Origin of the sequence: Sphingomonas sp. CFBP 13706 (genome assembly GCF_014842355.1) — a bacterium.
GTDB classification, from domain to species: domain Bacteria; phylum Pseudomonadota; class Alphaproteobacteria; order Sphingomonadales; family Sphingomonadaceae; genus Sphingomonas; species Sphingomonas aerolata.
In genome coordinates this window covers 310129-329304 of the sequence record NZ_JACYVM010000002.1, presented here as the reverse complement: position 1 = coordinate 329304, position 19176 = coordinate 310129, and the positions used below count along the sequence as shown (strand labels likewise).

Here is a 19176-nt window from a genome sequence, read left to right as displayed (position 1 = left end):
TCAACCACCCTAAGTCCGTCTCTTTCCGAAACTGAACATCAGGTATGGGCAGCTCTTGGCATGATTCGCCGGGGGATGCAAAGGGAAGTTCGGGCGCCGTCGCGGATGCCGGACTAAAGTCCGGGATGCCGGCCTGAGAGCCCTCCGACCACGTCCGGCCGGTCCGGAGCACGAGGCCGGGGCCAGGACCCGGGACGCCAGCGGCGCCAGGCCTGAGCGCTAGGCCTGAGCGCTGGGGCGGCCCGACGCGCGGTCGTGCCAGGCCCTGAGATGCGTCAGCTCGTCCGGGATGGGAATGCCGACGAACCCGGCGAAGTCGATCGTCGTCAGCAGGACGATGTCGGCAATGGTATAGCGCACCCCGTCGAGCCAATCGATGCCCGCCAGCGCCGCGTCGAACTCGGCCATGGCCGACCGGACACGCGGCCGCTGGGTTTCGCCGAATTCGGTATATTGCGGCTTCACGATCCGCGCCGTCCAGGGATGCGTATGCTGCCACACCAGCGACAGCGGCGTCATCAGCCGCAGCTCGACCCGTCGCGTCCACATGTCCACCTCGGCGATATTGTGCGCGCCGTGCCCGAACAGCGGCGGCTCCGGATGCAGTGCCTCGAAATATCGACAGATCGCGACGCTCTCGGTCAGCACGCGGCCATCGTCGAACGCCAGTGCAGGCGTCTGGCCATAGGGGTTCACCGCGAGGAACGGCGCCGCCTTATGCTCCGCCTTAGGTATCGACACCTGCACCATCGGGATGCGCACCTGCTTTTCGGCGAGGAATATCCGGACGCGGCGCGGGTTGGGCGCCGGCGAGGCACTGTCGTAGAACAACATCGGCTGATCCTTTTGCGAGTCGCCTTTTCGAATATCGCGTATGGCATTCGACGCGCACTTCGCCTAGCCACGCGGATATGACGATCGCCTCCGATTTGCTCGCTACCGACTTCGCGACCCTGCCGGATCTGATCCGCGCGCATGCCCGTGAACGGGGATCATCGACCGCCATCGCGGACTCGCAGGGCAATGTCGACTATGCGAGGCTCGATCGGACGATGGACCGCGTCGCGGCGGCGCTGCAACGCGACGGCATCGCCGCGGGACAGGCGATCGCGATCGTCGCCGCGCCGTCGACCAGCTATCTTTCCGTTTTCCTTGGCGCGGTACGGGCCGGCTGTGTCGCGACGCCAATCGCGCCGTCGGCAACCCCCGCGGCGATCGCGGCGATGATCGCGGACAGCCGCGCGCCGATCGTCGTTCTCGACGAGGCCATGGCGCAGGCTCTGGCGGACGAACGCATCACCGCGCGGATCCTGCTCCTGTCGGACGCCGACCTGCCGCCTGAGGGGCCGTCCAGCGACGCCGAGCTGTTGGAGCGCTGGCTCGCGCCCGATGGCGCACGCCCCACGCCCGTGGCGATCGCGCCTGGCGATGCGTTCAACATCATCTACTCGTCGGGCACGACCGGCACGCCCAAGGGGATCGTCCAGAGCCATGCGATGCGCTGGGCACATATCGCGCGCAACAGCGCCGCAGGGTTCGACACCGCGGTCACGATGATCGCGACGCCGCTCTATTCGAACACCACGCTCGTCAGCGTCCTGCCGACGCTCGGCTGGGGCGGCAGCGTCGTGCTGATGGGCAAGTTCGACGCGCGCGGCTATCTGACGCTCGCCGAGCGCTACCGCGCGACGCACACGATGCTCGTCCCCGTCCAGTATCAGCGGATCATGGCGCTCCCCGATTTCGACGCGTTCGACCTGTCGGCCTTCCGCTTCAAGACGAGCACAAGCGCGCCCTTCTCCGCCGCGCTCAAGGCCGACGTCGTCGCGCGCTGGCCAGGGTTGCTCGTCGAGTTCTACGGCATGACCGAAGGCGGGGCGAGCTGCGCGCTCAACGCGACCGCGCATCCGACCAAGCTGCATAGCGTGGGTCAGCCGATGCCGGGACATGAGATCCGGCTGATCGACGATGACGGTGTCGAGGTGCCGCCGGGCGAAATGGGCGAGGTCGTCGGCCGCTCGCCCGCGATGATGAACGGCTATCACGGTCGCAGCGACGCGACGCGCGACGCCGAATGGTATGACGCCGAGGGTAACCGCTATATCCGCCACGGCGATGTCGGTCGGTTCGACGAAGACGGCTTCCTGATCCTGATGGACCGCAAGAAGGACCTGATCATCTCGGGCGGGTTCAACATCTACCCCTCCGACCTCGAGGCGGTGCTTGGGCAGCATCCCGACGTCGCCGACTGCGCGGTCATCGGCATGCCATCCGAGGCGTGGGGCGAGACGCCGGTCGCGGTCATCGTCCCTCGCTCGCCCGAAGCTAACCCGGCGGAAATTCTGGCGTGGACCAACGCGCAGCTCGGCAAGACCCAGCGCCTGTCGGGCATCCATCCGGTGAGCGAGCTCCCGCGCAGCGCGATCGGCAAGGTGCTCAAACGCGAGCTGCGCGATTCCCTGACGGGCACGCCGGCATGACCAGTCTGCGACAGGCGATCGACGCGCTGCAACCGACCGAGGGCGGCTGGCGCGGGACCGTGCCGGACAATTGGCTGCAGGGGCGCACCGCCTATGGCGGGTTCTCGGCCGCGCTCGCGCTGCATGCGGCGCAAATGTCGGACACCGACCTGCCACCGCTCCGCTCGGCGCAGGTCGCGTTCATCGGCCCGCTCTCGGGCGACATAACGATCCGCGCGACGCGGTTGCGACGCGGCCGCAATGCAGCGTTCGTCCAGGCGGACGTCGAAAGCGCGGCGGGACTCGGGCTGCGCGCGACCTTCGTCTTCATGGGGCCGATCGCCTCGCGCGTCGACCACCACACCGGCACCGCGCCCGCCTTCGCGGTACCCGACGCCGACACCGCGACCTATCGCGGCCACAGCGCAGTCGCCTTCTCGCGCAATTTCGATCTGCTCGACCGGCGCGACGACAGCGTCGGCCCCGCCGAATGGCTGCGCTGGGTCCGGCTGGCGGATCGCGAGGGGCTCGATCCGATGGTCGAGCTGATCGCGGTCGCCGACTGCCTGCCACCCTCCGCGCTCAAGCTGCTCGGCGGGCCGGCACCGCTCAGCTCGATGACCTGGCTGCTCAACATCCTCGGCCCGCAGCCGGTGACGCAGGATGGATGGTGGCTGCTGCGCGCGACGACCGACTATGTCCGCGACGGCAGTTCGAGCCAGTCGATGGCGATCTGGAACGCGCAAGGCCTACCAATCGCCGAACAGATGCAGAGCGTCGCGATCTTCGCCTGACCGCCACGTCAGGTCGGCCGCGCGCGAATGTGACGTGCACGATACAGATTGCGACAGTTTATCCGTCACCTGACAAAGCGTCGCGACAGCCGATCGTCATAACCGGGACATTCGATGGGGATCAGCCCCGTCCGACCGGAGATACGCGATGCGCAAGACCCTGCTCACGCTGGCGCTGACCGCCAGCAGCTTTGCCGCCACGGCCTGCGGCGCACAATCCGCCCCCGCCGACCGCGCCGACGCCGCCGCCACCAGCGCCGCCAATCGCGCCGCGCTGCAGACGACCATCGCCGGCCAGGCGCAGGCGGCGCCCGAAGTTGCCCCCCGCGGTCCCGGCCCGCAGCGCGCTGGCCGGATGCGCGGCGGGCCGATGATGCAGGCCGACACCGATCGCGACGGCGTCCTCACCCGCGCCGAAGTCGTCGCGCAGGCCGAGGCCCAGTTCGCCCGATTGGACGGCGACGGCGACGGCATCGTGACGGCGGCGGAACGCCAGGCGACACGCGAAGCGATGCGCGACCGTCGCGAGGCCCGGATGGCGGCACGCGGCAAGACGCTTCCGCCCGAGCGCGCAGGCATGGCGGACGGCAGGAAGGGCCAGATGATGCGCGGCAGGCGCGGCGGCGGTGACGGCGTGCTCACGCGGGCCGAATTCATCGACCGTGCCGGGCAGCGTTTCGACCGGATGGACGCCAATCATGACGGACGGCTCGACGCGAGCGAGCGGCCCGATCGCCGTGCGATGCGCCATGGTCGCGGGCACCGGATGGACCGGCCGGGCGGCGACACCGATCAGTAATCTGCTCCCCTGCCCCTGCGCGCCGGACGGTCTGCGATCGTCCGGCGCTTCCTTTGGACACGCACCATGCTAGACGTCGCCCCCATGGGAGACATGCCGCATCTGTTGCTCGTCGATGACGAGCGTTCGATCCGCGAGCCGCTGGCCGCCTATCTGACCAAGCAGGGATTTCGCGTCACGCAGGCGGGCGACGCGGAGGCCGCGCGGACGCGGCTGACCGCCTATGCGATCGACCTCGTCATCCTCGACATCATGATGCCGGGCGAGGACGGGCTGAGCCTGTGCCGCCACATCGCCGCGACCAGCGACGTGCCGGTCATCCTGCTGACCGCGCGCGCGGAGGAAACCGATCGGATCGTCGGGCTGGAAATGGGCGCCGACGACTATGTCGTGAAGCCTTTCTCGCCGCGCGAACTCGCGACGCGGGTGAAGGTCGTCCTGCGCCGCGCCACCGCGGGCGGCGCACGTCAGCATGCGCCCGAGGCCAATTCCTACGCCTTTGCCGGCTGGGTTCTGAAATCGGGCGAACGCGCGCTGGTCGACCGCGAAGGCGTGTCGGTGCCGTTGTCGACCGGCGAGTACAACCTGCTGCTCGCGCTGGTCACGCGACCGCGTCAGGTCCTGACCCGCGACCAGCTGCTCGATTTGACCCAGGGGCGCGAAGCCGCTGCGTTCGATCGCGCGATCGACAACCAGGTCAGCCGGCTGCGCCGCAAGATCGAGGCGGATGCCAAGACGCCCGAACTGATCAAGACGGTCTGGGGCGGCGGCTATACGCTGGCGGCCGAGGTCATCCGTCTGTGATCCCGCACCCGTGACGGCGTCCCGGCCCTGGCCGCGCAGTCTGGCAGGGCAGATGGCGCTGCTGATTGCGCTCGCCCTGTTCGTCGCGCAGGCGATCAATTTCGGGCTCATCCTTCGCGACCGGACCGAATTTCGTCTCGCCCAGGCGACGCGACCGGTGGCGACGCGGATTGCCGACGCGCTCGAACGCGAGGCGCATGCCGGGCGACCGCTGACCGCCGACCGCGGCCGGGTCCGTCGCCTCACCACCAATCCGCTCGCCCCCTTCGCCTATCAGCGGCATCCGGAGGTCGCGGCGGAACTCCGTCGCCAGCTTGCCGACCAAGGGCTGACGGTGGGCCGGATCGATACCGGTCTGCGCCCGGTTTCTGACGACGATGCCGGGTCCCGGCGGCGGGAGGGTCGTCGCAACGCCGACCGGCGGGGCGACCTGCAGGGCCCCACGCTGATGATCGCGGTCGAACAGCCGGGCCGCGGGTGGCTGGCGATCACCGCGCCGTGGCCGCAGCCGGGCTGGCGGCTGCTGTTCGCACTGTTGAGCCAGACCGCAATCCTGTACGTCATCGTTCTGTTGCCGGTGCTGTGGATCGTCCGGCGGATGTCGCGCCCCTTGCGCGATCTGCGCGCTGCGGCAGAGGCGTTCCGGCCGGGCGAGCCGGGTATCGCACTGTCGGTTCGCGGCCCCGACGACGTCGCCGCGCTGGTCGCCGCGTTCAACGCGTTGCGGCTGCGCGTCACCGCGATGCTCGACGAGAAGGATCGGATGCTCGGTGCGATCGGCCATGACCTGCGCACGCCGCTGGCAGCACTGCGTGTCCGTATCGAATCGGTCGAGGACGAGACCGATCGCACCCGGATGGCGGACACGATTGCCGAGATGAACCGCACGCTCGATGACATCCTGTCGCTTGCCCGGCTCGGCCGTCCGAGCGAGCCGCCGACCGATGTCGATCTGGCGGCGCTGGTCGACGCGGTGGTCGAGGATTTCCGCGATATCGGTGACAATGTGACGTTCGTCGAGGCGGGCCGGCTGCGGATGCACCTGCGCCCGTCGCTGATCCGGCGAGCGGTGCGCAACCTGATCGAGAATGCGGTCAAATATGGTGTTTCGGCAGAGGTCCGCGTCGAGGCCGACGCGCGCCGCGTCGCGATCGTCGTCGCCGATCAGGGACCCGGGATCCCCGAGGATCGCATGGGCGACGTGTTCGACGCGTTCACCCGGCTGGAAACGTCGCGCAATCGCGAAACCGGGGGCATCGGGCTGGGCCTTGCGCTCGCCCGCGCCATCATCCGCGAGGCCGGCGGCGAGATCCGCCTCGTCAACCGCACGGGCGGCGGCCTCGACGCGATCATCGAACTCCCGCGCTGAGGCGTAGTCGGGCGCACACGTCCACCCAAACCCCATCATCCTGGGCTCGACCCAGGATCCAGAGCCACGCATGCTACGACATTGGGCTCTGGATCCTGACTTTCGTCAGGATGACGGAGGTTCTGGGGCGAGCGGGCCGAAGCCCCTAGTCCTCGACGATCTGGCTGTTGGTCCGCGTATCCTTCATCCGCAGATACACGATCAGCGACACCGCGATCATGCCGGTCACATACCAGTAGAAGCCGCGCTCGAACCCGGAATCCTTGAACTTGAGCGCGACATATTCGGCGGTCCCGCCGAACAGCGTGTTGGCGAGCGCATAGGGCAAGGCCACACCCAGCGCACGGATATGCGCAGGGAATAACTCAGCCTTCACGACTGCGTTGATCGAGGTGTAGCCCGTCACGATCAGCAGCGCCGCCATCACGAGCAACCCGGCATAGACCGGGTTGGTCGCCGTCTCGAGCGCGGTGAAGATCGGATAGGTGAACAGCACGCCTGCAATGCCGAACGCGATCATCAGCGGCTTGCGGCCGACCCGATCCGACAACCCGCCCGCGATCGGCTGGAGCAGCATGAACACGAACAGCGTCGCGGCATTGATCTGGCTCGCCACTTCGCGGCTGAAACCGCTCGTGTTCACCAGGAACTTCTGCATGTAGATCGAGTAGGCATAGAAGGCGAGCGTACCGCCTGCGGTCAGAAGCATCACCGTCATCGTCTCGCGCGGATGCTTGGTGATCAGCTGGAGGAAGCCCGACTTGGGCTTGCCGTCGCCCGCCTCGGACTTGGCATTCTCGAAGCTCTGCGTTTCGGCCAGCCCGCGACGGATGTAGAACACGACCACGGCCAGGACCGCACCGATCGCGAACGGAATGCGCCAGCCCCAGGAATCGAGTGCCGCCTCGCTCATCGTCGACTGGAGCACCAGCAGGACGCAGATCGCGAGCAGCTGGCCCGAGATCAGCGTGACATACTGGAACGACGAGAAGAACCCGCGGCGATCCTTGCCTGCCATCTCGGTCAGATACGTCGCCGACGCGCCATATTCACCGCCGACCGACAGCCCCTGCATGAGGCGCGCGATCACCAGCATGATCGGCGCGAACACGCCGATCGTCTCGTATCCCGGCGTGCATGCGATGATCAGCGAGCCTGCGCACATCAGCGTGACCGCGACCGTCAGCCCCGCCTTGCGGCCGTGGCGATCCGAATAGACTCCCATGATCCACGCGCCGATCGGCCGCATCAGGAAGCCGACGGCGAAAATCGCCGCCGCGCTCAGCAGCTGCGCGGTGCGATCCGTTGACGGGAAGAAATGCGGTGCGAAGTAGAGCGTGAAGGCGGAATAGACGTACCAGTCGAACCACTCGACGAGATTGCCGGTCGATCCGCCGATGATCGCCTTCAGGCGCGTTTTCTGATCGGGGGCCATTATTTCGCGTCCTGTGCGGCTTGAGTTGGGGCAAAGCCGCGCTTCTTGAGCAACGCGTTCACATCCGGGTCGCGACCGCGAAAGGCGCGGTACGCCTCGGCACGATCGGTCTCGTTACCCGTCGACAGCAGGAGCCTTGCGAACTTGTCCGCGGTCGGCTTGTCCCAGGGGCTGCCCGCCTCCTCGAACGCAGCGAACGTGTCCGCGTCCATCGTCTCGGACCAGAGATAGCTGTAATAGCCCGCCGAATAGCTGTCGGACGAGAACAGATGCTGGAACTGCGGCACGCGGTGCCGCATCACCAGCTGCTTGGGCATGCCGATTTCGGCGAGCGTCGCCGCCTCGAACTTGTCCGGGTCGATCACGCCATTGGCCACGGTGTGGATCTTCATGTCGACGATCGCCGACGACAGATATTCCGCGGTGGCAAAGCCCTGGTTGAACGTCCGCGACTTCTCGATCTTGTCGAGCAGGTCCTGCGGCATCGCCGCCTTGGTCTGGTAATGCCGCGCATATTTGTCGAGCACGTCACGGGTGAGCAGCCAATGTTCGTTCACCTGGCTCGGATATTCGACGAAGTCGCGCGGTGTGCCGGCAAGGCCCGGATACTGGACGTCCTGCAGCATCGCGTGGATCGCATGGCCGAATTCGTGGAACAGCGTCTGCGCATCGTCAAGGCTGATCAGGATCGGCTCGCCGGGTGCGCCCTTGGCGAAATTATTGTTGTTCGACGACAGCACCAGCTGCGCCGGGGCAAGCCCGCGCTGCCCGCGATAGGTGTTCGCCCAGGCGCCCGACCGCTTGCCGGTCCGCGCGAAATCGTCGCGGTAGAACAGCCCGACATCCTTGCCGGCCTTGTCCGTCACGCTCCACACACGCATGTTCGGCTCGAACACCGGCACCGTGCCGGTGATCTCCTTGAAATTCAGCCCGTACAGCCGGTTGGCTGCGTAGAGCGATCCCTGGATGATATTGCCGAGCTCGAAATACGGCTTGAGCTGCGCCTGGTCGAGATCGTAGCGGCTCTTGCGGACCTTCTCCTGATAGAAGCGGTAGTCCCAGGGTTCGATCGTCAGCGACGCGCCGGCGATCTTCTGCATGTCCGCGACTTCCTCGGCGACACGGCCCTTGGCGGCCGGCCAGACGCGCATCATGAGGTCCATCGCCGCGGCGGGCGTCTTGGCCATCGTGTCCTGCATCCGCCAGTCGGCATGCGTCTTGAACCCGAGCAGATGCGCGCGGTCGGCACGCAGCTTGACGATCTGCGCGATCGTCGCGTTCGTGTCGTTGGCATCGCCGTTATCGCCGCGATTGACGAACGCGCGCCACACCTTCTCGCGCAGGGCGCGGTCGGTCGCGTAGGTCAGCACCGGATCGACCGCCGAGCGCGTGTTGACGATCGCGAAGCCCGGCAGCTTGCGCTCAGCCGCCGCGGCCTTGGCGACCGCCTTCACGCTGTCGGGAAGCCCGGCCAGCTGCGCCTCGTCGGTGACCGAGATCGCCTTGCTCTCGTCGGCGAGCAGCTTCTCGCCAAAGGTCGAGAACTGCGTCGCGAGCTGCTGGTTATACTGAGAAAGCTGCGCCTTCTGCGCATCGTTCAGTTTCGCGCCCTGGCGCACATAGCTGTCATAGATCCGCGTCACGAGCCGGATCTGCTGCGCGTCCAGCCCACTTGAGTTGCGCGCGTCGTAGATCGCCTGGATCCGCGCAAACAGCGGCTTGTCGAACGTGATGGCATCCGACGCAGCGGAGAATTTGGGCGACCATTCGCGGTCGAGCTTCTGATAGGCGGGCGTGTTCATGTTGCCCGTCATCACGCCGAACAGTGTCATCACCTGCCCGTAGCGCTTGCCCGCAAGCTGCATCGGCACGATCGTGTTCGCGAAGGTCGGCTTGGCCGGGTTATCGGCGATCTTGCGATATTCGGCGGTGCGCTCCGCCAGCGTCGTCTCGAACGCCTGCGGGAACAGTTCGGGGCGGACCTTGTCCCAGGGCGGCACCCCGCCTGCGGGGCCGGTCCAGTCGGCAAGCAGCGGATTGGCGGAGGGCGCGACCGCGGTCTGCGCCATGGTAGATGCTGACGCCATCAATGCGGCTGCACTGATTGCGAGGGGTAGAAAATGCACATGGTTCTCCCGGACGATGTTGACGCCATCATAGAGACAATGTGCAGATGCGGAACCCCGCGTGCCGCGGCGGCACCCCCCGGCCCGCGCTGGCAGGCCGTGTCCAAGGCGCCGAAGGACCGGTCAGGCTGCCCGGGACTAGACGTCGTCAGACGCCTCTGAATGCCCATCCATAGCGTTTGAAGGCGGGGTCTGCTGTTCAGCTAGACGTGCCGCCTCGATCAGCCGGCGGCCCGTTTCGGCCGCCGCCGCGGGCGTCATCGCGATTGCCAGGCCATTGGGACCATCGAGCGTCACCTGCCCCTGCTCGGCCGCCGCTACGCCCGGCTCGTCCTCCGGCTTCAACCTGTCGTTCATGCAAAGGCTCCGGCGGGGGTGGCGCTCGTCCCGTAAAGATAGTCGGGATGAAATTCCCCAACACTCGCCAGCCCGGCTGGATCCATGATCTCGACGGTATTTGCCCGGAATGTCACCAGCTTGCGCTCTCGCAGCAAGCGCAGCACGCGATTGACGTGGACGCCGGTGATGCCGCAGGCCTCCGCCAGATCGGGCTGGGTCATCGGCAGCGTGTAGCAGCCGTCCTTCGCCAAGCCGACCATCGACAGTCGTGCGTAGATCTCGCAGAACAGATGCGCCACGCGCCCCTCGGCGCCGAGCCGCCCCATCCGGAAAATCCATTCGCGGTGCATCGCCGCATCGAGCAGCGTGCTGAACCAGAGCCGCTGCGTCAGATGCGGATGCCGTTCGGTGATCGTCTTCAGCGTCTCATGTTCGAACGTCGCGACCTTTACCGGCCCCAATGTGGCGACGTCATGATCCAGCCGCTTCATCGGGAAGGCGTGAAGATCGACAAAATCCCCCGGGATATGGACGGCGACGAGCTGCCGCAGACCATCCCGATCATCCATATAACGGCAGATGAACCCTTCGAGCAGCAGCGTGCTCGTCTGGACGGGCTGGCCGGCACGCACGAGGCGATGGCGCGGCGGCAGCGACCTTACCTCGGCGACGCTGTCCTCTAGGATCTGCTTTTCCTGTGCGCTCAGGTCCTCGCGGCCTCGGCCCAGCAAAAATTTTTCCGTCAGCATGCCTGTTTCCCCACCGCAATACCGCGCGCGTGACGCGCTCATCAGCGGATTCATATTGATTGAGATGAGTCAATCGCATCGAAGGCGAAACAAAGCCGCCGTCCATCTGTTCCTCGTCGACCATGTATCAGCCGCAATCCCAAAACGACCATCCGCTCGCACGCGCGTTCATCGCGACGATCAAGGACACTGCCTTCCCGTGTGTCGGCGCCAAGTCGGCGCTCGCGAAGGGGCAGATGGACATCATCGTCGCGCGCGACCTTCGATCGGCGTGGGACGACCTGCGCATCCTGCCGATGCTGGGTGACACGGTCCGCAAATATCATGAAGACCGCGCGATCTTCCGGACGCTCGTGGTGCTGTTCGAAGGCCCTGCCGACAGCGCGACGCACCTGAGCGAAGAGGAATTCGAATCGCACCTCTGGGCGCGGGCCCAGTCGCTGAGCGACAAGGACGCGTGGCTTGGCCATCGTCCCGATCCCTCGGTCAGCGCCGATCCCGACGATCCGCATTTTTCGCTGAGCTTTTCTGGCGAGGCGTTTTTCGTTGTCGGCCTGCACCCGCAGGCTAGCCGTCCCGCGCGGCGTTTCGAGGCACCAGCGATGGTGTTCAACCTCCACGACCAGTTCGAGGTGCTGCGGACGCAACAGCGCTACGACAAGCTGCGGACGTCGATCCTGGCGCGCGATCTCGAGCTGGCGGGGTCGATGAACCCGATGCTTGCGCGCCACGGCGAATCGAGCGAGGCACGCCAATATAGCGGGCGGGTCGTCGACGATTCCTGGAAATGCCCGTTCAAGCGGAGCAGTGCACATGGTTGAGACGATCAGCCCCCGGTCGGGGACCGCCTTCACGCTCGATCGCGGCCAGACGCTGACCGTGATCGATCCCGAGGGCCGGCAGGTCGCCGATCTTCTGGCTTATAGCCGCGCCGACACGCGCGAGGTGATTTCGTCGGGGCGGACGCTGGACTATGCCAGCCGGCTCTATCTCACCACGGGCGACCGGCTCTATTCGAACCGCAGCACCGTGATGCTCGACATCATCGCCGACGATGTCGGCCGGCATGATTTCCTGCTGACGCCGTGTTCGAAGGAAACCTTCGCGATCATCTACGGCGACACCGACCCACACCGGGGATGCTTCGGCAATCTCGCGGCGGCGCTCGCGCCTTATGGTATCGAGCCGGATGCGATCCCGGTCGCGTTCAACTGCTTCATGAACGTGCCGATCGATGGCACGACGGGGGCGTTCACGGTCGAACCACCGCTCAGCCGCGCCGGCGACACCGTCACGTTCCGCGCGGAGATGGACCTGATCATCGCCCTGACCGCCTGTTCCGCGCTCCAGTCCAATGGCGGCGCGTTCAAGCCGATCCAGTACCGGATCGACTGACGCCGTCTGCCCTTTGGCGCCGAAACGCCGGAGGTGCGCTCACAACAAGGCGTCGAGCAGTCCGATCAACGGCCGGTCGGCAGGTGGCATCGGCAGGTCGTGCATGTCCGCCGGGCGGACCCAGCGTAACGCGGATGCTTCGAGCGCGCGCGGCACGCCGGTCCATTTGCGGGTGATGTACAGCAGCAGGAGCAGATGCCCGTCGTCGAGCGGCGCACTGGCAAACGCGGCGGGGGCAAGGCAGGCCTGCGGCACGGTGATCGCCAGTTCCTCCTCGAGCTCGCGGATAAGGGCGGCTTCGGGCGTTTCGCCCGGCTCGACCTTGCCGCCCGGAAACTCCCACAGCCCGGCCAGCGAGCGGCCCTCGGGGCGCTGCTGCAGCAGGACGCGGCCATCCGCATCGACCAGCGCCGCGGCGACGACCGGCAATAAGTAAGCGGCTTTGGTCATTCGTTAATCTCCGCGCTGTATAGGGCACGCCATGAGGCCGAAGCTGATCGTCGTAAAGACCATGCGTCGCAAGATCCGCGCCGCTGCGGCCGCGCTCATCACCGACCGGCGCGGCGCTACCGCAGTTGAATACGGGCTTATTCTTGCGCTCGTCGTTCTCGGCATGATTGCCGGACTCGTCTATCTTGCTGATGGCACTACCGCGCTTTGGGGCATGCTGCACAACCGAGTGGCTAACGCGCGCTAACCATAGCAAAAATCCGCCCGTTTAAGCTTTTCTCAATGGGTCACGTCTAGTCACGGAATTGCTGATCCGGTGTAGCCCCGGGCGGCCGGGTGACTGATGCTTTTAACGATGGAGACCGGAATGCAGACGCTTCGGAAGATTTTCAAGAACACCAAGGGCGCAACCGCAATCGAGTACGGCCTGATCGCCGCGCTGATCGCCGTCGCAGCCATCGCCGCGATGCAGGGCCTGGGTGGCAGCCTGAACAAGACGTTCAACAACGTCTCGACCAAGCTCAACACGTCGGGCTGATCCAGTCGATCCTCGGATCGAACTGGCGCATCGGGCGGCGGACCTCCGGGTTCGCCGCCCTTTTGCTATGGGGGTCAGAGACGACCCATCTTGAGGAACTTGGACTGGCGTTCCTTGCGCAGCTCGACCGGCGACAACGGAACGAGCGAGTCGAGTGCATCCGTCAGCGCGCTGCCCAGCGCGTCGATCGCCACCGCGCGGTCACGGTGCGCGCCACCCAGCGGTTCGGGGACGATCGTGTCGATCACGCCGAACGCCTTTAGATCCTGCGCCGTGATGCGCATCGCCTCCGCGGCCTCGGCCGCCTTGTCCGCGGTACGCCACAGGATCGACGCACAGCCTTCGGGGCTGATCACCGAATAAATGGCATGTTCGAACATCAGCACGCGGTTGCCCGCCGCCAGCGCGACCGCGCCACCTGATCCGCCCTCGCCGACGATCGCCGAGACGATCGGCACGCCTGCGTTCAAGCAGGCTTCGGTCGACCGGGCGATCGCCTCCGCCTGTCCGCGCTCTTCCGCCTGGATGCCGGGAAACGCCCCCGACGTGTCGACCAGCGTCACGATCGGCAGGCCGAAACGGTCCGCGAGTTCAACGAGGCGGATCGCCTTGCGATAGCCCTCGGGCTTGCCCATGCCGAAATTGTGCCGCAACCGGCTCGCGGTATCGTCGCCCTTCTCATGGCCGAGCACCATGATCTTGCGGCCGCGGAACGTCGCAAAGCCTCCCAGGATCGCCTGGTCGTCGCCGAACGCCCGGTCACCGGCGAGCGGCACGAATTCCTCGAACAGCGCGGCCGCATAATCCTTGAAGTGCGGCCGCTCGGGATGGCGCGCGACCTGCGTCTTCTGCCACGGCGTCAAACGGGCGAATGTGTCCTTCAGCAGCTTGTCGGATTTCGCCTGCAACCGCATGATATCGGCGGACAGATCGAGATTGCCATCGCTGGCGGTCTCACGAAGTTCGTCGATCCGCCCCTGCAGTTCGGCGATGGGTTTCTCAAAGTCGAGGAAGCTTGGCATCCGCGTCGGTTACGGGGCGCGCGCCGGAACGTCAACGTGAGGTCGCGTGCTCAGGATCGGTCAGGGGGTGGCGGGTGTTGACGAGCTCGATGAGTTTGCTCGCCTCGACATGCGTATAGATCTCCGTGGTCGCGATATCGGCATGCCCGAGCATCGCCTGCAACGCCCTCAGATCGGCGCCCCCCGCGAGCAGATGCGTCGCGAAGGCGTGGCGCAGGACATGCGGGCTGACGCGGTCGGGGGGCACCCCCGCCTCTGCCGCCAGCGCCTTGACGATCTGGTACAGGCGAATTCGTGACAAATGCCCCTTGCCTGAGGGGAACAGCCAGGGCTGATCCGCCGCGACGTGCGTGCGCCACAGCGCGACGGCGGCACGCGCCCGGTCCGAGATCGGCACGAGCCGCTCGCGTCCGCCCTTGCCGCGCAGGATCAGGAACGGCCGGTCGGGGTGCACCGCGGCGCGTGGCAGGCTGACGAGCTCGGTCGCACGCAGCCCCGATCCGTAAAGAAGTTCGATCAGCGCGGAGAGCCGCAGGTCGACCGGATCCATCGGATCGCGCGCCACGCGCTCGACGATCGCGGCGAACAACCGGTCGACATCGGCGTGGCTGAGGATCTTCGGCAAGGACCGTGCCGTGCCCGGCCGCGGGAGCGCCTTGCCCGGATCGTCACTGCGATGGCCTTCGTCGGCAAGAAATCCGAAGAACCGGCGCAAGGCTGCGGACTTGCGGCCGACCGTCGCGCGCGACAGGCTGCTCCAGCTGTCCGCCAGCCGCCCCAGCGCATCGCCGTCCGCGCGGGCCAGCGCGCCATCGGCAACGCGTGATGCGAGCATGAGATCGCTGCGATACGCCGCGATCGTATTCAGCGCAGCGCCCGATTCCGCCGCCATCATCTCGAGGAACCGCTCGATCAGCGCCCGGTCGCTCGCCGCCGGCGGCGCGCAGTCGATCGCATCCGCCCCGGCGACCACATCGGTCATGATCGAGACCGCGTCACGCGCGCGCGATCGCCTCGGCCGCGATCATCCGCGCTTCGCCCTCGAGACCCACGGCGCGCAGGGCCGCGACGATCCGGTACAAGGCCTCGGGCGGCATGCCGTGCCAGCTGGCGGTCTGCATGCCCGTCGCCGCGAGCAGCGCGACCGTCCCCGTCTGGCCCGCTCGCGCTGCCTTGTCGAGCGCACGCGTCCAGCCATTTTCGGTGCCGATCGGAACCGCCAGCGCCTGCGCGGCGCGTTCGATATCGCCCGCGCTCAAACGGCCGAGACCGGCCAACCCAGCGAACAGCAGACGCTGCTTCAGGGCCGAATCGCCGCGGCCACCGCTATAGGCCGCCAGATCGCCATAGCTCAGGCGACCGGTCGCATCGGGATCCGCCAGCGCGATCATCGCCCAGCCATCGCCACCCTTGGCAACCGTGCCGCGCCAGCGGGCCGCGGTCCGGTCGAGCCCCGCGGACAGCATCGCGGCGACCATCCGGTCGGCATCGCGCTTGCCATTTGCAGGCGGGATCCGTGCCGCCGCCCGCGCGGTCAGCACCATCCGGGCATAGGATGGCCAAGCATCTTCCGCCTTGCCCCAGATCGATCGCAGCGCGGTCATCCGGCCTTCGGCATTGCGGTCGGCATAGGCGGTGCGCAGGTCCTGCACGGTCGCGGCCACCGCGCTCTGCACGCTGTCGTCCGCCTCCGCCGCTGCGTAGAGATCGACCAGTGCGGCGCTCGACAGCACGCCTTGCGCCGCCGCAGCGTCCGCGGCGGGCAGGCGGTCGGCGATCGTCATCGCTGGGGACAGCGCCCGCCAATAGGTCGCCTGCACGCCGACGGTCCGGTACAGCGCATCGGGAACGGCAACACCGGTCGCCATCGCCAGGCCGAACCGCCACGAAGTCAGCTGGTCGACCGAATCCCATTCGATCGTGACCGCCTGACGCCCCTGCCCGCCCGCGCCGACGACCTTCTGCGCGAGCAGCATGTCGACGCCCGACGCGACGTTGCGGCGCCGTGCCGCGGTGATCAGCGTGCCGGCCTGGGTCGGCGATCCCGACAGCCCCGCGCACATCGCCTGCGCCATCGTCCAGCCACGCGCCGGTGCGCGTTGCATCGCGCCCTCGACGAGCGGGCACAGTGACCCCGGATCGCCCGCGGCGAGACCCGCGTTCATCGCCACCTGATAGAGTTTGGGTGTGTAATTGCCGGTATCGACGCCCTGCACCACCGCACGAGCGGCGACGGACTCGCCCATGCGCAGCAACAGCCAGGCGCGCTCGGCGGCGAAATCCGCGCCGTTGACGCCGACCGGGGTCTCGACCCGCGACACAAGCGCCCGTCGCAACAGGATCGACATCCAGCGTGACGGGAGCGGCACGCTCAACCGCCGCATCAGCGTCTCGAGATAGGGGCCCTCGGCATCACCGAACGCGTCGGCCGCGAGGCCGCCCTCGCCGGGGCCGATCGGCCCCACACGGTCGAGCGAACGGCGGGCCGAGGCCGGCATTTCATATTGCGCGAGCACCGCCGGATCGATCGGTGGCGGCGTGTCAGCGGCAGGCGTCGCCGTCAGCGGCGCAATGCTCCTATCAGGTGCGGGCAGCGGCTGGATCGTCGCCATCCCGGCCGGCGGCGCCGGAACGGGAGCGCCGGGGGACGCGGTCGGGCCCGAAGACGGGGTCGTCGGTGCAGGCCGCGCTGGCGCCGACCCGTTGGGCTGCGATTGCGCCGGGCTGGCGGCCGGCGGAGTCCGGCGCGGCGCAGGGGCTGGCGTCGTGTCACCGAAACCGGGCGGCAGGAGTGATTCCGGTCGGTCCTGCCCGATCGCCGGCGCGAGCGCGGCAAGGCTGCAGGCGGCGGCGAGCGCCGCCAGCGTGACCTTAGGACAGGTTCGCAAGCGTCACGGCCTTCTCGACTTGCGTCTGCGGACGCTCCGTTGCGCGGCCGGCGAGCAGGAACAACCCACCGACGACGACGACCAGGATAACGACGACCGAGACTATCAGGCGGGACATACGCAAAACCTTGTAAAGACTGATAGGACATTGGTGACGGATGCGAATAGGCATGCGGATGCCGTTTCCCCCCGCGCAGTGCCGCTGTATAGCGCGGACCGCGATGTTGCAAAGCCACAACCCGATTGCCCCCTGGAGCGGCCCCCCGATCGTGCTCGTCGGCCTGATGGGCGTGGGCAAGACCACCGTCGGCCGCCGCCTCGCGCACCGCTTGCGGCTGCCCTTCGTCGACGCCGATCACGAGATCGAGGCGGCGTCCGGCATGAGCGTCAGCGAGATCTTCGCCAAATATGGCGAGGCCTATTTCCGCGACGGCGAGCGCCGCGTGATCGCGCGGCTGATCGACGGCACGCCGAAGGTCATCGCGACCGGCGGCGGCGCGTTCATCAATGACGAGACACGCAGCCTGATCCTTGCCGAAGCCACAGCGATCTGGCTCAGCGCGCCGCCCGAGATCCTCGTCGAACGCGTCGGGCGTCGCAACACCCGCCCCCTGCTGCGCAACCGCGACGCAGGCCAGGTACTTGCCGAGCTCGCGCGTGTCCGCAACCCGATCTACGCCAAGGCGCATATCCATATCGCCAGCAACAAGGCGCCGCACGAGGCGACCGTCGCCTCCATCCTGAAAGCCATCGGCCTATGACCGTCATCACCGTGAACCTGGGCGCACGGACCTATCCGATCCATATCCGGGCCGGCCTGCTCGAGGAGGCCGGCGATCATCTGGCGCCGCTCGCGCGCGGTCGGACGATGGCGATCGTCACCGACGAGAATCTGAGCGGCCATCTGGCGACACTGCAGGCGTCACTCACGGCGCACGGCGTCGCGAGCGAGGCGATCGTGCTTTCGCCCGGCGAGGGATCGAAGAGCTGGGCGACGCTGGAACGGCTGTGCGACCGCCTGCTCGACATCGGCATCGAGCGCGGCGATCACGTCGTCGCGCTCGGCGGCGGGGTGATCGGCGATCTCGTCGGCTTTGCCTGCGCCATCCTCAAGCGCGGCTGCCGCTTCGTTCAGATCCCGACCACGTTGCTCGCGCAGGTCGACAGTTCGGTCGGCGGCAAGACCGCGATCAACACGCGTGCGGGCAAGAACCTGATCGGCGCCTTCCACCAGCCGGCGATGGTCCTGATCGACCCGCAGGTGCTCGACACGCTGCCGATCCGTGAGTTGCGCGCGGGCTATGCCGAGGTGGTGAAATACGGGCTGATCGACGACCCCGCCTTCTTCGCCTGGTGCGAGACGAACGGCGCGGCATTGCTCGCCGGCGACATCGCGCTGCGCGAATACGCCATCATCCACAGCGTATCCGCCAAGGCGCGCATCGTCGCGGCGGACGAGCATGAGACGACCGGCACGCGCGCGCTGCTCAATCTGGGCCACACCTTCGGCCATGCGCTCGAGGCCGAGACGGGCTTCTCGCAGACGCTGATCCACGGCGAGGGCGTCGCCGCGGGCTGCGCATTGGCATTCCGCTATTCGGCGGCCCACGGGCTCTGTTCGCGCGACGAGGCCGATCGGGTGGCGGCCCATTGGCGCGCGGTTCAGCTGCCCGACGGATTGGCCGGCGCGCATGTCGCCGCGGATGGCGCGACGCTCGTCGATCATATGCGCCACGACAAGAAGATGGCGGCGGGCACGCTGCCCTTCCTGCTCGCCCGCGGGATCGGCCGGACCTATCTCGACACGACCGTCGACCTCGCCGATGTCGCCGCCTTCCTCGACGCGGAGCCCCGCTGATGCCCAATGGCGTCGCCAAGCAGAACCTGCCGACGAAGATTTGCCCGGCCTGCGAACGGCCGTTCACCTGGCGCAAGAAATGGGCGCGCGACTGGGATTCGGTGATCTACTGCTCGGATGCCTGCCGCAAGAAACGCTAGCCCAGCAGCAC

At 67.2% G+C, this 19176-nt stretch carries 22 protein-coding genes; 12 read left to right on the top strand and 10 right to left on the bottom strand.

Annotated features, from left to right (window positions below; all coding sequences use genetic code 11):
* Nucleotides 1-219 precede the first annotated feature (219 nt).
* A complete protein-coding gene (locus IFS44_RS04875; RefSeq protein WP_056674751.1) occupies nt 220-834 on the bottom strand; it encodes a glutathione S-transferase family protein in 615 nt (204 codons plus the stop codon).
* A gap of 77 nt (nt 835-911) precedes the next feature.
* Between IFS44_RS04875 and IFS44_RS04870 the strand changes: the two genes are divergently transcribed.
* The 5 genes from IFS44_RS04870 to IFS44_RS04850 all read left to right on the top strand — a co-directional run bounded on the left by IFS44_RS04870 (nt 912) and on the right by IFS44_RS04850 (nt 6225).
* The gene (locus IFS44_RS04870) at nt 912-2480 is read left to right on the top strand and encodes a class I adenylate-forming enzyme family protein (RefSeq protein ID WP_192097707.1); all 1569 of its coding nucleotides are present in this window, start codon (nt 912-914) and stop codon (nt 2478-2480) included.
* Nucleotides 2477-3253: a thioesterase family protein gene (locus tag IFS44_RS04865; RefSeq protein WP_192097706.1), complete on the top strand. Its 777-nt coding sequence runs from the start codon at nt 2477-2479 to the stop codon at nt 3251-3253. The genes IFS44_RS04870 and IFS44_RS04865 overlap by 4 nt, the downstream gene beginning before the upstream one ends.
* A gap of 148 nt (nt 3254-3401) precedes the next feature.
* A complete protein-coding gene (locus IFS44_RS04860) occupies nt 3402-4052 on the top strand; it encodes a hypothetical protein (RefSeq protein ID WP_192097705.1) in 651 nt (216 codons plus the stop codon).
* Nucleotides 4053-4136: 84 nt separating this feature from the next.
* The gene (locus tag IFS44_RS04855; RefSeq protein WP_031395033.1) at nt 4137-4856 is read left to right on the top strand and encodes a response regulator; all 720 of its coding nucleotides are present in this window, start codon (nt 4137-4139) and stop codon (nt 4854-4856) included.
* Between the two features lie 52 nt (nt 4857-4908).
* Nucleotides 4909-6225: a sensor histidine kinase gene (locus IFS44_RS04850; protein WP_192097704.1), complete on the top strand. Its 1317-nt coding sequence runs from the start codon at nt 4909-4911 to the stop codon at nt 6223-6225.
* A 145-nt stretch (nt 6226-6370) separates the two neighbouring features.
* Here IFS44_RS04850 and IFS44_RS04845 read toward each other — a convergent pair whose 3' ends face one another.
* The 4 genes from IFS44_RS04845 to IFS44_RS04830 form a co-directional block, all read right to left on the bottom strand.
* Nucleotides 6371-7660, bottom strand: coding sequence for an MFS transporter (locus IFS44_RS04845; protein ID WP_031395035.1), 1290 nt, complete (start codon nt 7658-7660; stop codon nt 6371-6373).
* Nucleotides 7660-9747, bottom strand: a complete 2088-nt coding sequence (locus IFS44_RS04840; RefSeq protein WP_192097703.1) for a M3 family metallopeptidase — start codon at nt 9745-9747, stop codon at nt 7660-7662. The genes IFS44_RS04845 and IFS44_RS04840 overlap by 1 nt, the downstream gene beginning before the upstream one ends.
* 177 nt (nt 9748-9924) lie before the next feature.
* Entirely contained in the window at nt 9925-10143 is a 219-nt protein-coding gene (locus IFS44_RS04835; RefSeq protein WP_159512369.1) for a hypothetical protein, read from the bottom strand.
* Nucleotides 10140-10874, bottom strand: coding sequence for a Crp/Fnr family transcriptional regulator (locus IFS44_RS04830; RefSeq protein WP_192097702.1), 735 nt, complete (start codon nt 10872-10874; stop codon nt 10140-10142). Before IFS44_RS04830 ends, IFS44_RS04835 begins: the two co-directional genes overlap by 4 nt.
* 122 nt (nt 10875-10996) lie before the next feature.
* On the opposite strand from IFS44_RS04830, the gene gntA reads away from it, so the two are divergent.
* Together gntA and IFS44_RS04820 are read left to right on the top strand one after the other, a co-directional pair.
* A complete protein-coding gene (gene gntA, locus IFS44_RS04825; RefSeq protein WP_056674737.1) occupies nt 10997-11695 on the top strand; it encodes a guanitoxin biosynthesis heme-dependent pre-guanitoxin N-hydroxylase GntA in 699 nt (232 codons plus the stop codon).
* Nucleotides 11688-12269, top strand: coding sequence for a DUF1989 domain-containing protein (locus IFS44_RS04820; protein ID WP_192097701.1), 582 nt, complete (start codon nt 11688-11690; stop codon nt 12267-12269). The genes gntA and IFS44_RS04820 overlap by 8 nt, the downstream gene beginning before the upstream one ends.
* Nucleotides 12270-12308: 39 nt before the next feature.
* Here IFS44_RS04820 and IFS44_RS04815 read toward each other — a convergent pair whose 3' ends face one another.
* Nucleotides 12309-12719 (bottom strand): (deoxy)nucleoside triphosphate pyrophosphohydrolase, encoded by a 411-nt coding sequence (locus tag IFS44_RS04815; protein WP_192097700.1) that lies wholly within the window; start codon nt 12717-12719, stop codon nt 12309-12311.
* A gap of 31 nt (nt 12720-12750) precedes the next feature.
* Between IFS44_RS04815 and IFS44_RS04810 the strand changes: the two genes are divergently transcribed.
* Nucleotides 12751-12966: a Flp family type IVb pilin gene (locus IFS44_RS04810; RefSeq protein WP_414711882.1), complete on the top strand. Its 216-nt coding sequence runs from the start codon at nt 12751-12753 to the stop codon at nt 12964-12966.
* 120 nt (nt 12967-13086) lie between these two features.
* Nucleotides 13087-13257, top strand: coding sequence for a Flp family type IVb pilin (locus tag IFS44_RS04805; RefSeq protein ID WP_107929788.1), 171 nt, complete (start codon nt 13087-13089; stop codon nt 13255-13257).
* 74 nt (nt 13258-13331) lie between these two features.
* Here the strand turns inward: IFS44_RS04805 and IFS44_RS04800 are convergent, their stop codons facing one another.
* Genes IFS44_RS04800 through IFS44_RS22585 form a run of 4 tightly spaced genes read right to left on the bottom strand, consistent with a single transcriptional unit; the run spans nt 13332 to nt 17285 of the window.
* The gene (locus IFS44_RS04800) at nt 13332-14279 is read right to left on the bottom strand and encodes an acetyl-CoA carboxylase carboxyltransferase subunit alpha (RefSeq protein WP_192097699.1); all 948 of its coding nucleotides are present in this window, start codon (nt 14277-14279) and stop codon (nt 13332-13334) included.
* Nucleotides 14280-14310: 31 nt separating this feature from the next.
* On the bottom strand, nt 14311-15261 hold the full coding sequence (locus IFS44_RS04795) for a tyrosine-type recombinase/integrase (protein WP_192097698.1): 951 nt from the start codon (nt 15259-15261) through the stop codon (nt 14311-14313).
* A 13-nt stretch (nt 15262-15274) separates the two neighbouring features.
* Nucleotides 15275-17167, bottom strand: a complete 1893-nt coding sequence (locus IFS44_RS04790; RefSeq protein WP_192097697.1) for a hypothetical protein — start codon at nt 17165-17167, stop codon at nt 15275-15277.
* A complete protein-coding gene (locus IFS44_RS22585; RefSeq protein WP_260171443.1) occupies nt 17151-17285 on the bottom strand; it encodes a hypothetical protein in 135 nt (44 codons plus the stop codon). Before IFS44_RS22585 ends, IFS44_RS04790 begins: the two co-directional genes overlap by 17 nt.
* 103 nt (nt 17286-17388) lie before the next feature.
* Here IFS44_RS22585 and IFS44_RS04785 point away from each other — a divergent pair, with 103 nt between their 5' ends.
* From IFS44_RS04785 to IFS44_RS04775, 3 genes are read left to right on the top strand one after another with little or no spacing between them, the layout of a single operon-like run.
* A complete protein-coding gene (locus IFS44_RS04785; RefSeq protein WP_031395245.1) occupies nt 17389-17928 on the top strand; it encodes a shikimate kinase in 540 nt (179 codons plus the stop codon).
* Nucleotides 17925-19025, top strand: a complete 1101-nt coding sequence (gene aroB, locus IFS44_RS04780) for a 3-dehydroquinate synthase (RefSeq protein ID WP_192097696.1) — start codon at nt 17925-17927, stop codon at nt 19023-19025. Before IFS44_RS04785 ends, aroB begins: the two co-directional genes overlap by 4 nt.
* Complete coding sequence (locus IFS44_RS04775; protein ID WP_081874135.1) at nt 19025-19165, top strand: DUF2256 domain-containing protein; 141 nt, start codon at nt 19025-19027, stop codon at nt 19163-19165. Before aroB ends, IFS44_RS04775 begins: the two co-directional genes overlap by 1 nt.
* Nucleotides 19166-19176 lie beyond the last annotated feature (11 nt).

Excerpts from the sequence above, each read along its gene's own strand:
- IFS44_RS04875 (WP_056674751.1), bottom strand. The coding sequence starts at position 834 with ATGTTGTTCTACGACAGTGCCTCGCCGGCGCCCAACCCGCGCCGCGTC.
- IFS44_RS04870 (WP_192097707.1), top strand. The coding sequence starts at position 912 with ATGACGATCGCCTCCGATTTGCTCGCTACCGACTTCGCGACCCTGCCG.
- IFS44_RS04865 (WP_192097706.1), top strand. The coding sequence starts at position 2,477 with ATGACCAGTCTGCGACAGGCGATCGACGCGCTGCAACCGACCGAGGGC.
- IFS44_RS04860 (WP_192097705.1), top strand. The coding sequence starts at position 3,402 with ATGCGCAAGACCCTGCTCACGCTGGCGCTGACCGCCAGCAGCTTTGCC.
- IFS44_RS04855 (WP_031395033.1), top strand. The coding sequence starts at position 4,137 with ATGGGAGACATGCCGCATCTGTTGCTCGTCGATGACGAGCGTTCGATC.
- IFS44_RS04850 (WP_192097704.1), top strand. The coding sequence starts at position 4,909 with ATGGCGCTGCTGATTGCGCTCGCCCTGTTCGTCGCGCAGGCGATCAAT.
- IFS44_RS04845 (WP_031395035.1), bottom strand. The coding sequence starts at position 7,660 with ATGGCCCCCGATCAGAAAACGCGCCTGAAGGCGATCATCGGCGGATCG.
- IFS44_RS04840 (WP_192097703.1), bottom strand. The coding sequence starts at position 9,747 with ATGGCGTCAGCATCTACCATGGCGCAGACCGCGGTCGCGCCCTCCGCC.
- IFS44_RS04835 (WP_159512369.1), bottom strand. The coding sequence starts at position 10,143 with ATGAACGACAGGTTGAAGCCGGAGGACGAGCCGGGCGTAGCGGCGGCC.
- IFS44_RS04830 (WP_192097702.1), bottom strand. The coding sequence starts at position 10,874 with ATGCTGACGGAAAAATTTTTGCTGGGCCGAGGCCGCGAGGACCTGAGC.
- gntA (WP_056674737.1), top strand. The coding sequence starts at position 10,997 with ATGTATCAGCCGCAATCCCAAAACGACCATCCGCTCGCACGCGCGTTC.
- IFS44_RS04820 (WP_192097701.1), top strand. The coding sequence starts at position 11,688 with ATGGTTGAGACGATCAGCCCCCGGTCGGGGACCGCCTTCACGCTCGAT.
- IFS44_RS04815 (WP_192097700.1), bottom strand. The coding sequence starts at position 12,719 with ATGACCAAAGCCGCTTACTTATTGCCGGTCGTCGCCGCGGCGCTGGTC.
- IFS44_RS04810 (WP_414711882.1), top strand. The coding sequence starts at position 12,751 with ATGAGGCCGAAGCTGATCGTCGTAAAGACCATGCGTCGCAAGATCCGC.
- IFS44_RS04805 (WP_107929788.1), top strand. The coding sequence starts at position 13,087 with ATGCAGACGCTTCGGAAGATTTTCAAGAACACCAAGGGCGCAACCGCA.
- IFS44_RS04800 (WP_192097699.1), bottom strand. The coding sequence starts at position 14,279 with ATGCCAAGCTTCCTCGACTTTGAGAAACCCATCGCCGAACTGCAGGGG.
- IFS44_RS04795 (WP_192097698.1), bottom strand. The coding sequence starts at position 15,261 with ATGACCGATGTGGTCGCCGGGGCGGATGCGATCGACTGCGCGCCGCCG.
- IFS44_RS22585 (WP_260171443.1), bottom strand. The coding sequence starts at position 17,285 with ATGTCCCGCCTGATAGTCTCGGTCGTCGTTATCCTGGTCGTCGTCGTC.
- IFS44_RS04785 (WP_031395245.1), top strand. The coding sequence starts at position 17,389 with ATGTTGCAAAGCCACAACCCGATTGCCCCCTGGAGCGGCCCCCCGATC.
- aroB (WP_192097696.1), top strand. The coding sequence starts at position 17,925 with ATGACCGTCATCACCGTGAACCTGGGCGCACGGACCTATCCGATCCAT.
- IFS44_RS04775 (WP_081874135.1), top strand. The coding sequence starts at position 19,025 with ATGCCCAATGGCGTCGCCAAGCAGAACCTGCCGACGAAGATTTGCCCG.